The 12,530-nt window shown below is 69.6% G+C and carries 10 protein-coding genes; 6 read left to right on the top strand and 4 right to left on the bottom strand.

Annotation, left to right across the window (positions count from 1 at the left end):
* Positions 1–4 precede the first annotated feature (4 nt).
* From AC07OH_RS04710 to AC07OH_RS04695, 4 genes are read left to right on the top strand one after another with little or no spacing between them, the layout of a single operon-like run.
* Positions 5–733, top strand: a complete 729-nt coding sequence (locus AC07OH_RS04710) for a TetR/AcrR family transcriptional regulator (protein ID WP_495299784.1) — start codon at positions 5–7, stop codon at positions 731–733.
* Positions 730–2,220, top strand: coding sequence for an efflux transporter outer membrane subunit (locus AC07OH_RS04705; RefSeq protein WP_495299783.1), 1,491 nt, complete (start codon positions 730–732; stop codon positions 2,218–2,220). Before AC07OH_RS04710 ends, AC07OH_RS04705 begins: the two co-directional genes overlap by 4 nt.
* Positions 2,217–3,407 carry an efflux RND transporter periplasmic adaptor subunit gene (locus AC07OH_RS04700; RefSeq protein WP_495299782.1) on the top strand — a complete coding sequence of 397 codons (1,191 nt, stop codon included), beginning with the start codon at positions 2,217–2,219 and terminating at the stop codon, positions 3,405–3,407. The genes AC07OH_RS04705 and AC07OH_RS04700 overlap by 4 nt, the downstream gene beginning before the upstream one ends.
* A gap of 20 nt (positions 3,408–3,427) precedes the next feature.
* The gene (locus AC07OH_RS04695) at positions 3,428–6,538 is read left to right on the top strand and encodes an efflux RND transporter permease subunit (RefSeq protein ID WP_495299781.1); all 3,111 of its coding nucleotides are present in this window, start codon (positions 3,428–3,430) and stop codon (positions 6,536–6,538) included.
* A 30-nt stretch (positions 6,539–6,568) separates the two neighbouring features.
* Here the strand turns inward: AC07OH_RS04695 and AC07OH_RS04690 are convergent, their stop codons facing one another.
* The 4 genes from AC07OH_RS04690 to AC07OH_RS04675 all read right to left on the bottom strand — a co-directional run bounded on the left by AC07OH_RS04690 (position 6,569) and on the right by AC07OH_RS04675 (position 10,247).
* Positions 6,569–6,904: a DMT family transporter gene (locus AC07OH_RS04690; protein WP_369632617.1), complete on the bottom strand. Its 336-nt coding sequence runs from the start codon at positions 6,902–6,904 to the stop codon at positions 6,569–6,571.
* A 207-nt stretch (positions 6,905–7,111) separates the two neighbouring features.
* Positions 7,112–8,635 (bottom strand): tripartite tricarboxylate transporter permease, encoded by a 1,524-nt coding sequence (locus AC07OH_RS04685; RefSeq protein ID WP_489056995.1) that lies wholly within the window; start codon positions 8,633–8,635, stop codon positions 7,112–7,114.
* 1 nt (position 8,636) lies between these two features.
* Entirely contained in the window at positions 8,637–9,188 is a 552-nt protein-coding gene (locus AC07OH_RS04680; protein ID WP_489056996.1) for a tripartite tricarboxylate transporter TctB family protein, read from the bottom strand.
* Positions 9,189–9,287: 99 nt separating this feature from the next.
* Complete coding sequence (locus AC07OH_RS04675) at positions 9,288–10,247, bottom strand: tripartite tricarboxylate transporter substrate binding protein (RefSeq protein WP_489056997.1); 960 nt, start codon at positions 10,245–10,247, stop codon at positions 9,288–9,290.
* Between the two features lie 153 nt (positions 10,248–10,400).
* Here AC07OH_RS04675 and AC07OH_RS04670 point away from each other — a divergent pair, with 153 nt between their 5' ends.
* Together AC07OH_RS04670 and AC07OH_RS04665 are read left to right on the top strand one after the other, a co-directional pair.
* Positions 10,401–11,084 carry a response regulator transcription factor gene (locus tag AC07OH_RS04670; protein WP_099796689.1) on the top strand — a complete coding sequence of 228 codons (684 nt, stop codon included), beginning with the start codon at positions 10,401–10,403 and terminating at the stop codon, positions 11,082–11,084.
* Between the two features lie 17 nt (positions 11,085–11,101).
* Entirely contained in the window at positions 11,102–12,523 is a 1,422-nt protein-coding gene (locus AC07OH_RS04665; protein WP_495299780.1) for a sensor histidine kinase, read from the top strand.
* The last annotated feature ends 7 nt before the right edge of the window (positions 12,524–12,530 follow it).

Genomic DNA, 12,530 nt, shown 5'->3' with positions numbered 1-12,530 from the left:
GCCGATGAACGCCAGGGACCCTCTCACCCCCACGCCAACGCCAACGCCCGTGCCCTCGCCGCGCCGCGCCCCCCGCAGCGACGGCGCCGAGGCGCGCCACCGCCTGCTGCACACCGCGCTGCGGCTGTTCGCCCAGAACGGTTTCGCCAAGACCTCGATCCGCGAGATCGCGCGCGAGGCGGGGGTGAACGTGTCGGCCATCAGCTACTACTTCGGCGACAAGGAGGGGCTGTACGGCGCCACCTTCAACGAACCGATGGGCAGCGATTCGAACGACCTGGTGGCCGCCTGCAACGTGCCCGGCCAGTCGCTCGAGGACACGCTGCGCATCTGCATGGCGACCATGATCGATCCGCTCAAGCAGGGCGAGATCGTGCGCCAGTGCATCCAGCTGCACATGCGCGAGATGCTGGAGCCCACCAGCCAGTGGGCCAAGGAACTGGAACGCGACATCAAGGGCCCGCACCGTGCCATCGTCGAGCTGCTGTGCCGCCACCTGCAGGTGGAGCGCGCCGACGACGACATCCACCGCCTGACCTTCGCGATCACGGGGCTGTCGATGCAGCTGTACGTGAGCCAGGATTTCATCGAGGCCCTGCGCCCGTCGCTGCTGCGCACGCCGCGCGCCATCGACACCTGGGCCGACCGGCTCACGGGCTACGCGATGGCGCTGGTCCAGGCCGAAACCGCACGCCGCCGCCAGGTGGCCGCCGAGCAGAGAAAGAAGCCATGAGACGACTCCGACGGATTGCCCTTGTTCTGAGCCTGCCGCTGGGCCTCGGCCTTGCCGGCTGCGGCCTCACGCGCCCGCCCGCCTCGGTGCAGGCGCCCTTCCCCGCGCAGTGGCACGCGCCCCTGCCCCACGGCGGCTCGCTGGCCGCGCTGGCCGAGTGGTGGCGCCAGCTGGACGACCCGCTGCTGGTCGAGCTGATCGCCGCCGCCGAAACCGCCAGCCCCACCCTCGCGAGCGCCGCAGCGCGCGTGGCCGAGGCGCGTTCCACGCGCGTGCAGGCCGGCGCGGCGCTGCTGCCCAGCCTGGACGGCACGGCGTCGGCCAGCCGGGGCGTCTCGGGCTCGTCGTTCGGCGCGGGCGGCTCTTCGAGCAGCAGCAGCGCCTCCACCGCGCCCGTCACCACGCTGCAGGCCGGCCTGCAGTCGAAGTGGGAGATCGACCTGTTCGGCCGCCTGCGCGCCGACCGCGACGCGGCCCAGCAGAAGCTGGACAGCGCCACCGCCAAGTGGCACGACGCCCGCGTCGCCGTGGCGGCCGAGACGGCCAACGCCTATTTCGCCGAGCGCGCCTGCCAGCAGCAGTTGAACGTGTCCGAGTCCGATGCGAAGTCGCGCGGCGAAACGGCGCGGCTCACCGACCTGTCGGCGCGCGCCGGCTTCACCGCGCCGGCCGACGCCGCGCTGGCGCGTGCCAGCGCTTCCGACGCCTCAGGCCGCCTCACGCAACAGCGCGCCCTGTGCGCGGTGCAGCGCAAGGCGCTGGTGGCGCTCAGCGGGCTCGACGAGCCCACGCTCGCACAGAAGCTCGCGGCCTCGCCCACGCAGCGTGCGCTGCCGGTGGTCGGCGCCATCGCCAGTGTGCCGGCGCAGGCGCTCTCGCAGCGGCCCGACGTGTACGCGGCCGAGCTCGGCGTGGCCGCGGCCAGCGCCGAGGTGGGCTCGGCCGAGGCCGAGCGCTACCCCAAGCTCACGCTCTCGGGCTCGATCGGCCGCATGCAGATCCGCACCAGCGGCTTTCGCGAATCGCTCGACACCTGGACGGTCGGGCCGCTGTCGCTCACCGTGCCGCTGCTCGACGGCGGTGCGCGCGCGGCCAACACCGAGGCCGCCAAGGCGCGCTACGCCGAGGCCGTGTCGCTCTACCGCGCCAACGTGCGCCAGGCGGTGCGCGAGGTCGAGGAAGCCCTGGTGAACCTCGACGCCACCACCGCGCGCAGCACCGACGCCGACAGCGCGGTGAAGAACTACCAGGCCTCGTTCGACGCCACCCAGGCCCGCTACAGCAGCGGCCTGGCCAGCCTGTTCGAACTCGAAGATTCGCGGCGCACGCTGTTCGCCGCGCAGACCGCGCGCGTCTCGCTGCAGCGCGAGAGCACCGAAGCCTGGGTCTCCCTGTACCGCTCGATGGGCGGCGGCTGGAGCCGCCCCGCCGAAGCATCGTCCCCAATGACCACCACCCCGGCCGCCAAGGTCGCGACGTCGCCATGAAAACAATGAAGCGTTCCACCCTTGTCCTCGCGCTGCTGGCGCTCGTCGTCGTTGTCGCCGCAGGCCTGTGGCTCACCCGCAAGCCGGACGGCGACCACAAGGCCGCGCCCGCCGCCAAGGGCCCCGCGCAGCGTCCGGCGCTGACCGTTTCGGTCGCCAAGCCCGAGGCCACCGAGCTGACCGTCACGCTGGCCGCCAACGGCAACGTGGCGGCCTGGCAGGAGGCCGTGGTCGGCTCCGAATCGAACGGCCTGAAGCTGGCCGAGGTGCGCGTCAACGTGGGCGACACCGTGAAGAAGGGCCAGGTGCTCGCGGTGTTCTCGCCCGAGACGGTGCAGGCCGACATCGCGCAGGCGCGCGCCTCGCTGGCCGAAGCCCGCGCCTCGGCCGCCGACGCCGCCGGCAACGCCGCGCGCGCCCGCACGCTGCAGGCCACGGGCGCGCTGAGCCAGCAGCAGATCAACCAGTACCAGACCACCGAGCAGACCGCCAAGGCGCGCGCCGAAGCGGCCGAGGCCGTGCTGGCCGCACAACAGGTGCGCGGTCGCAACACGCAGGTGCTGGCACCGGACGACGGCGTGATCTCCGCGCGCACTGCCACGGTCGGCAGCGTGGTGAGCGCCGGCACCGAACTGTTCCGCCTGATCCGCCAGGGCCGGCTCGAATGGCGCGCCGAAGTCACCTCGGCCGAGCTGGGCCGCATCGCCGTGGGCACGCCGGCCTTCGTGGTCAGCGCCAGCGGCGCGCAGGTGAAGGGCACGGTGCGCAGCATCGCGCCCACGGTCGATCCGCAGACGCGCGCGGCGCTGGTCTACGTCGACCTGCCCAACGTGCAGCAGAACACCGGCGTGAAGGCCGGCATGTTCGCGCGCGGCGACTTCGAACTCGGCCGCAGTTCCGCGCCGACCGTGCCGCAAAGCGCGATCGTGCCACGCGACGGCTTCAACAACGTCTTCACGCTGCTGCCCGACGGCCGCGTGGCGCAGCTCAAGGTGCAGACCGGCCGCCGCCTGAAGGACCGCGTCGAAATCACCAACGCACTGCCCGAGGGCGTGCAGATCGTGGTGCAGGGCGCGGGCTTCCTCAACGACGGCGACCTGGTGCGCGTGGTGGACGCTACGCCCGCGGCGACGCCTGCGTCCGCCACCCCGGCGAAGGCAGCGGCATCCGCGCCTTCGCCTAAATAAGCAAGCACAAAGGACACGCCATGAACGTTTCCGCCTGGTCCATACGCAACCCCATTCCGGCGGTGATGCTGTTCGTGCTGCTCACCTTCGGGGGGCTGCTGTCGTTCAACGCCATGAAGGTGCAGAACTTCCCGGACATCGACCTGCCGACCGTCACGGTCTCGGTCTCGCTGCCCGGCGCCGCGCCCTCGCAGCTCGAAACCGACGTCGCGCGCAAGCTCGAGAACTCCATCGCCACCATCCAGGGCCTGAAGCACATCACGACCAAGGTGCAGGACGGTGCCGCGACGCTGATCGTCGAGTTCCGCCTCGAGAAGCCCGTGCAGGAGGCCGTGGACGACGTGCGCTCGGCCGTGCAGAAGGTGCGTGCCGACCTGCCCGCCGACGTGCGCGACCCGGTCGTCACCAAGCTCGACTTCGCGGCCCAGCCGGTGCTGGCCTTCACCATCGCCTCGTCGCGCATGGACAACGAGGCGCTGAGCTGGTTCGTCGACAACGACGTCACCAAGAAGCTGCTCGCGCTGCCCGGCGTGGGCGCGGTGAGCCGCGTGGGCGGCGTCACGCGCCAGGTGCACATCGACCTCGACCCGAGCAAGCTGCAGGCGCTGGGCGCCTCGGCGGCCGACATCTCGCGCCAGCTGCGCCAGGTGCAGACCGAAAGCGCGGGCGGGCGCATCGACCTGGGCGGCAGCGAACAGCCGGTGCGCACCATGGCCACCGTGCAGTCGGCCGACCAGCTCGCCGACATGCAGATCGCACTGAGCGACGGCCGCCGCATTCGCCTGGACCAGGTGGCACGCATCAGCGACACCATCGCCGAGCCGCGCGCCGCCGCGCTGCTCAACGGCAAGCCCGTGGTGGGCTTCGAGGTGGCCCGCAGCCGCGGCGCCAGCGAGGTCGAAGTGGGCCACGCCATCCAGAAAGCGCTGGCCGACATGCGCGCGCAGCGGCCCGACCTGGAGTTGACCGAAGCCTTCAATTTCGTCGACCCGGTGGAAGAGGAATACAACGGCTCGCTGCACCTGCTGTACGAGGGCGCCATCCTCGCGGTGATCGTGGTGTGGCTGTTCCTGCGCGACTGGCGTGCCACCTTCGTCTCGGCGGTGGCACTGCCGATGTCGGTGATTCCGGCCTTCGTCGGCATGTACCTGCTGGGCTTCTCGGTCAACGTGATCTCGCTGCTCGCGCTCTCGCTGGTGGTCGGCATATTGGTCGACGACGCCATCGTGGAGGTCGAGAACATCGTGCGCCACCTGCGCATGGGCAAGTCGCCCTACCAGGCGGCCATGGAAGCGGCGGACGAAATCGGCCTGGCCGTGATCGCCACCACCTTCACGCTGATCGCGGTGTTCCTGCCCACGGCCTTCATGAGCGGCGTGGCCGGCAAGTTCTTCAAGCAGTTCGGCTGGACCGCGTCGCTCGCGGTGTTCGCCTCGCTGGTGGTCGCGCGGGTGCTCACGCCGATGATGGCGGCCTACATCCTCAAGCCCATCGTCGGTGCCGAGAAGGAACCGGGCTGGCTGCGCTGGTACATGCGCGCCGTGACGTGGAGCACGCACAACCGTTTCAAGACGATGGTGATGGCCACCCTCTTCTTCTTCGGCTCGCTGGCGATGATCCCGCTGCTCAAGACCGGCTTCATCCCGGCCGACGACAACTCGCAGACGCAGGTCTACCTGTCGCTGCCGCCGGGCTCCACGCTGGCGCAGACCACGGCCGCGGCCGAGGAAACGCGCCGCCGCGTGATGAAGATCAACCACGTGAAGAGCGTCTACACCACGGTGGCGGGCGGCAGCGCGGGCGGCGACCCGTTCGCGAACTTCGGCACGCCCGAGACGCGCAAGGCCACGCTGACGATCCAGCTCGACCCGCGCGGCGACCGGCCGCGCAAGCAGGTGATCGAGAAAGAGATCCGCACCGCGCTCGAAACGCTGCCCGGCGTGCGCAGCACCGTGGGCCTGGGCGGCTCGGGCGAGAAGTACATCCTGGTGCTCACGGGCGAAGACCCGGTCGCGCTGTCGGCCGCCGCGAGCGCGGTCGAGAAAGACCTGCGCACCATTCCCGGCCTGGGCAACATCACCTCGACCGCGAGCCTGATCCGCCCCGAGATCGCCGTGCGCCCCGACTTCGCGCGCGCCGCCGACCTGGGCGTGACCAGCTCGGCCATCGCCGAGACCTTGCGCGTGGCCACGCTGGGCGACTACGACCAGGCGCTGGCCAAGCTCAACCTCGCGCAGCGGCAGGTGCCGATCGTGGTGAAGCTCGAAGACTCGGCGCGACAAGACCTCGACCTCATCGGTCGCCTGTCGGTGCCGGGCGCGCGCGGCCCCGTCATGCTGAGCCAGGTGGCCTCGCTCACGATGGAAGGCGGCCCGGCCGTCATCGACCGCTACGATCGTTCGCGCAACGTCAACTTCGAGATCGAACTGTCGGGCGTGGGCCTGGGCGACGCCAAGACCGCCGTCGAGGCCCTGCCCTCGATCCAGAAGCTGCCGCCGGGCGTGCGCATCGCCGAGGTGGGCGACGCCGAAGTGATGACCGAGCTGTTCGCCAGCTTCGGCCTGGCCATGCTCACCGGTGTGCTGTGCATCTACATCGTGCTGGTGCTGCTGTTCAAGGACTTCCTGCACCCGGTGACCATCCTGTGCGCGCTGCCGCTCGCGCTGGGCGGCGCCTTCGTGGGCCTCTTGATCGGGCAGAAGGCGCTGTCGATGCCGTCGCTGATCGGCCTGATCATGCTGATGGGCATCGCCACGAAGAACTCCATTCTTCTGGTGGAGTACGCCATCGTGGCGCGCCGCGACCACGGCATGAGCCGCTGGGACGCGCTGCGCGACGCCTGCCACAAGCGCGCCCGGCCCATCATCATGACCACGCTCGCCATGGGCGCCGGCATGCTGCCCATTGCCGTGGGCTTCGGGGCCGCCGACTCGAGCTTCCGCTCGCCGATGGCGATGGCGGTGATCGGCGGGCTCATCACCTCGACGGTGCTGAGCCTGCTGGTGGTGCCGGCGGTGTTCACCTACGTGGACGACATCGAGCACTGGATACGGCGCACGGTGCGCAAGCTGCGCGGGCAGCCGGCCGATCCGCACATCGACGACGATTTGGTCGAGGCGCCGCAGCGCTGAGACCTCCGAGCGCAGGCAGCGGTGCCCCCGCTACCGCGCCTCGATGTTCAGCACCACCACGCCTGCCACGATGGCCAGCAGGCCGACCACGCGCGTCAGCGTGACCGCTTCACCGAACCAGACCATGCCGGCGACCGCGATCAGCGCGGTGCCGGCACCGGCCCAGACCGCGTAGCCCAGCCCCACATCCAGTACGCGCACCGCGAGCGACATGAGCCAGATCGCGCCGGCATAGCAGGCGGCGGTGAGCAGCGAGGGCAACAGGCGGGTGAAACCTTCGGCATGGCGAAGGGCGATGGTGCCGGCGACTTCCGCCGCCACGCTGGCCGCGAGCAGCAGCCAGGCCAGAGTCTGTGGACTCTTCATGGGAATACCTCGTCACACCCCTGCCGTACCGGGCATGGAATGCGGGCGATGCAAGCGGTACCCCGAACGAAGCCGCCATTCTGGGGACCTGCGGCGACGCGGTGATGACTGCGCAGTCAAGCCCCTTGGCGCCGCAGGCGCATTCAAAAAAATGCCGCGGGCGCCAATCGCCCGCGGCATGTGAACCGAAAAAGAAAGCCGGTCGCGTCAGGCGTCCAGTTGTGCCAATCGCTTCAGCTTGCGCTCGCTCATGCGCTTGGCCAGGCGCGGCAGCACCAGCACGGCGACCACGATGACCACCAGGGTGATCGACATCGGACGCTGGAAGAACACGGCCGCACTGCCCTCGCCGATCGACATGGCGTTGCGCAGTTGCGCTTCGGCCAGCGGGCCGAGGATCATGCCGACCACCACGGGGGCGGTCGGGAAGTCGTAGCGCCGCATCACCACGCCCAGCAGGCCGATGCCGTAGAGCAGGAACAGGTCGAACGCGCTCTGGCGCATGCCGTAGGCACCGACCGTCGCGAAGATCAGGATGCCGGCGTAGAGCTGGGGCTTCGGAATCTTCAGCAGCTTGACCCACAGGCCGACCATCGGCAGGTTCAGCACCAGCAGCATGACGTTGCCGATGTAGAGCGAGGCGATCAGCGCCCACACCAGCGCGGCCGAGGTGGTGAACAGCTGCGGGCCCGGCTGGATGCCGTAGTTCTGGAATGCGCCCAGCAGGATGGCGGTGGTGTTCGACGTGGGAATGCCCAGCGTGAGCAGTGGAATCAGCGCGGCCGTCACCGTGGCGTTGTTGGCGGCCTCGGGGCCGGCCACGCCTTCGATGGCGCCCTTGGTGCCGAACTCGGCCTTGGCGTCCTTGTCCTTGGCGAGCTTCTTTTCCATCGCATAGCTCAGGAAGGTCGGAATCTCGGTGCCGCCGGCCGGAATGCAGCCGAAAGGCGTGCCGATGGCGGTGCCGCGCAGCCAGGCCGGAATGGAACGCTTCCAGTCGCGCTTGGTCATGTGCACGCGGCTGAGCTTGTTCTGGCCTTCGACGACCTTGCCTTCGTACAGCACGGCATAGAGCACTTCGGCCACGGCGAACAGGCCGACCGCGACCAGCACGATCTCGATGCCGTCGAGCAGCTCGGGCACGCCGCCCGTGTAGCGGCCCTGGCCCGAGATCTGGTCCAGGCCCACGCAGCCGGCGGCCAGGCCGACGAACAGCGCCGTCATGCCGCGCAGCGTGCTCTTGCCGAGCACCGCGCTCACCGTGGTGAAGGCCAGCAGCATCAACAGGAAGTACTCGGGCGGGCCGAGCTTGACCGCGAACTCGGCCACGAAGGGCGCGAACAGCGTGACGATGACGGTGGCGATGGTGCCGGCCACGAAGGAGCCGATGGCGGCAGTGGCAAGCGCTGCGCCAGCCCTTCCGCTCTTGGCCATCTTGTTGCCCTCCATCGCTGTCACCATGCTGGCGGTTTCGCCGGGCGTGTTCAGCAGGATGGACGTGGTCGAGCCGCCGTACATGGCGCCGTAGTAGATGCCCGAGAAGAAGATCATCGAGGCCGTGATGTCGACCTTGCCGGTGATGGGCAGCAGCATCGCCACCGCCACCGCCGGGCCGATGCCAGGCAGCACGCCCACGGCGGTGCCCAGGGCACAGCCGACCAGGCACCAGAGCAGATTGATCGGGGTGATCGCCGTGGCGAAACCCGCCATGAGTGCGTTGAAGATTTCCATGTCAGAACCACCCGGAAGAAGTCAGGCCCGGCAGGTTGATCGCCAGGAATTGGGTGAACATCCAGAACACCGGCGCGGAGATGAGTGCGCCCGCAATGAAGTCGGTGAGCCAGGTGCGCGGCGCGTTCACGCCGGCCTGCCCGCTCGCGCGGCGCAAGCCCTGCACGGCCAGCACGTAGCACAGCGTGCAGCTGAGGATGAAGCCGAGCGTCGTGATGAGCGCAGCGTTGAGCAGCAGGCCCGCCGAGACCCAGATGAAGCCGGGCCAGTAGGCGCGGTCGGCACCGGTGGGCGCGTCGAGTTCGCGAAAGCCCCCGGTGCGTGCCTCCCACAGAATCCACGCGCCGCACAGCACGAGCACCACCGACACCAGCCAGGGCAGGAAGTTGGGGCCGACGCCGCCGTAGCCGGCTTCGGAAGAAATGCCGATGGCGCCGAAGGCCAGCGCCAGGCCGGTCAGCAGCACGCCGGCGCCGACCAGGGTTTGAGGCCATACGGCCGCGGCTTGCGCGGCCCCGTCAGACGACGAGACCGAGGGATCTGGAGTTGTCATTTTTTGCTCCCGGAATGTGGTGCTGGATTTGAAAACGGCACGCTGTCGTCTCTTGCGAGGACAGCGCGCCGTTGAGCGGGCAGGCAGGCGCTGGCGCGCTTACACCATGCCGGACTTGGTCATGATGGCGCGCAGGCTGGCGAAGTCGTCGTCCACGAACTTGGCGAAGGCTTCGCCCGACAGCACGGCCGAGGTCCAGTCGTTCTTCTTGAGCGACTCGGCCCACGACGGGCTCTTCATGGCGGCCAGCACCATGTCGGTCAGTGCCTTGCGCTGCTCGGCCGAGATGCCGGGGGCACCGTACACGCCGCGCCAGTTGCCGATCTCGACATCGATGCCCTGTTCCTTCAGGGTCGGCACGTTGATGCCCGGCAGGCGCTGGGCGGAGGTGACAGCAATGGGTTTCATCTTGCCGGCGGCGATGTACTCGGCGAATTCGCTGTAGCCGCTGCCGCCGATGGTGACGTTGCCGCCCAGGATGGCGGCAGTGGCTTCACCGCCTCCGCGGAAGGCCACGTAGTTGATCTTGGACGGGTCGGCACCGACCTTCTGCGCGATCATGGCCGCGGCGATGTGCTCGGTGGAACCGCGCGAACCGCCGCCCCACTTGACGCTGCCCGGGTCCTTCTTGAGCTGGTCGACCACGTCCTTCATGGTCTTGAAAGGCGAGTTGGCGGGCAGCACGAACACGTTGTATTCGGTGGTCAGGCGCGCGATGGGCGTGGCCTGTTCGAGCTTCACGGGCGGCTTGCCGGTGATGATGCCGCCCAGCATGACCGAGCCCATCACCATGAGTGCGTTGGCGTCGCCCTTGGAGCCGTTCACGAACTGGGCCAGGCCCAATGCGCCGGCGGCACCGCCCTTGTTGTCGTAGGTGACGGTGTCGGCCACCTTGGCGTCGGTCAGGGCCTTGCCCAGTGCACGGCCCGTGGTGTCCCAGCCGCCGCCCGGGTTGGCGGGGATCATCATCTTGACGTTGGCGGCAGCGCGCGCCGACAGCGGCAAGGCACCGGCAGCGGCCAGTGCGGCCAGGGACTTCAAAAAGGTATCGCGACGCATTGTTGGTGTCTCCTCAGAACTTGGGAACGGATGGAACCTGACTTGGACCTGAGCCGCTATCATGCGCCGCCCCGCTGTCAGTTGGCTGTCCACCAGACTGGGGAAAACACCGAAGAAGCTCCCCCTCCGATCCCTCCCGATCCCGCGCCCCGTATGAAGCTGCTGCTCGTCGAAGACGACCCCTCGATGCAACTCACCCTGCAGCGCACGCTCGGGCGCCGGCACATCGACGTGCGCATCTGCGGCGACGGCGCACAAGCGCTGGCGCAATGGCGCGCCATCGAGCCCGACGTGGTCGCGCTCGACCTGAGCCTGCCCAACGTCGACGGCCTGCAGGTGCTGGCCCAGGCGCGCGCCGAGGGCCTGCGCACGCCGGTGCTGCTGCTCACCGCGCGCGGCACGGTGGGCGACCGCATCATGGGCCTGAACGCCGGCGCGGACGACTACCTGCCCAAGCCCTTCGACCTGGACGAACTCGAGGCGCGCATCCGCGCACTGCGCCGGCGCAGCCAGAGCGCCGGGCCCGAGGCGGCTGCGATGAATCCGATGGAGGTCGGCGGCCTGCGCTTCGAGCCCGACAACGGCGCCATCTACCACCGCGCCGAGCTGCTCGAGGTCACACCGCGCGAACTGGCACTGCTCAAGGCGCTGATGATGAAGCCCGGCCACGCCGTCACCAAGGAGCGCCTGTTCGAGCTGGTGTTCCCGGGCGAGGCCGACGTGCAGTACGAAGCCATCGAGGTGGTCGTGTACCGCCTGCGCAAGAAGCTGGTGGGCACGGGCACGGTGCTGATGACGATGCGCGGCCTGGGCTACCTGCTGCGGGCCGAGAGTTGACCGCAGGCATGCGGCAGATGATGTCGTCCCTGCGCGCACGGCTGCTGCTCGGCATCCTGGTGCCGGTGGCGGTGTTCGTCGTGATCAACAGCGTGAGCCTGTACCGCCAGAGCCTGGCAGCCGCCACCACCGCCTACGACCGCACGCTGCTGGCCTCGGCCAAGACCATCGGCGAACAGCTCGACGTGGAAGGCTATGACGACATGGCGCGGCTGCGCGCGATCGTGCCCTACTCCGCGCTCGAGGCCTTCGAGGCCGACAACCGCAGCCGCCTGTTCTACCGCGTGTCGGCGCTCGACGGCGAGATGGTCTCGGGCTTTGCCGAGCTGCCGTTCTGGCGCGGGCGCATTCCCGATCGCGGGGCGTATGCGGCGCTGGTCGACTTCTACGACGCCGAGTTTCGCGGCCAGCCGGTGCGCGTCGCCGTGCTGCTGCAGCCCGTGGCCAGCGCGCGCGGTCGCGGCATGGCCGTGGTGCAGGTCGCCGAAACATTGGAGCTGCGCGAGACGCTGGTGCGCAAGCTGCTGCTCGACATGCTCTGGCGCCAGCTGCTGCTGATGGGCGTGATCGCGCTCGTCACCGTGGTCGTGGTGCAGCGCGCCACGCGGCCGGTGCGTGAGCTCGGCGAAGCCATCGAGCGGCGCCCGGAAGACGACCTGTCGCCCATCGACGCGCCCGGTGCGCCGGCCGAGCTGCGCCCGCTCATCGACGCCACCACCGAGGTCATGGGGCGGCTGCAGCGGCTGCTCGACCACCAGAAGCGCTTCGTGCGCGACAGCGCCCATCAGCTGCGCACGCCGCTGGCGGTGCTCAAGGCACAGGTGCAGTCGGCGCGCCGCGGCGACGTGGCGCCCGAGCAGGCGCTGGTCGAGATCAGCCAGACCGTCGAGCGCGCCACCACGCTGGCCAACCAGATGCTGTCGCTGGCGAAAGTGGAGCAACTGCGCCAGCAACCCGAATCGGCGCTGCTCGACCTGGGCGACGTGGTGCGCCACATCGCGCTCGACCTGTCGCCGCTGGTGGCCGACAAGGCGCTCGACTTCGAGCTGGCCGCCGACGACGCGGTGACGGTGCGCGCGCACCAGTGGATGCTGCAGGAGCTCACGCGCAACCTGCTGCACAACGCCATCAAGCACAGCCCCGTGGGCGCCCCGCTCTCGGTGCGCGTGCACGCCGAGGGCGACGAGGCCGTGCTCACCGTGCGCGACGACGGCCCGGGCATTTCGACCGAGCTGCGCCAGCGCCTGTTCGCGCCGTTCTCGGCAGGCAACACCTCCAGCGGCTCGGGCCTGGGCCTGGCGATCTGCCGCGAGATCGTGTTGGCGCTGGGCGGGCGCATCAGCCTGGACAACCGCACCGTGCTCGGCGCCGGCGGCAGCGCCTACGTGACCGGGCTCGACGCCGTGGTGCGGCTGCCGCTGTCGCGCCACAATGGCTGACCTTTCA

It is taken from the genome of Variovorax sp. GW821-FHT10C12 (assembly GCF_059415405.1).
The sequence above is the reverse complement of the archived record's forward strand: the minus strand, read 5'-3'. Positions and strand labels throughout refer to the sequence as shown.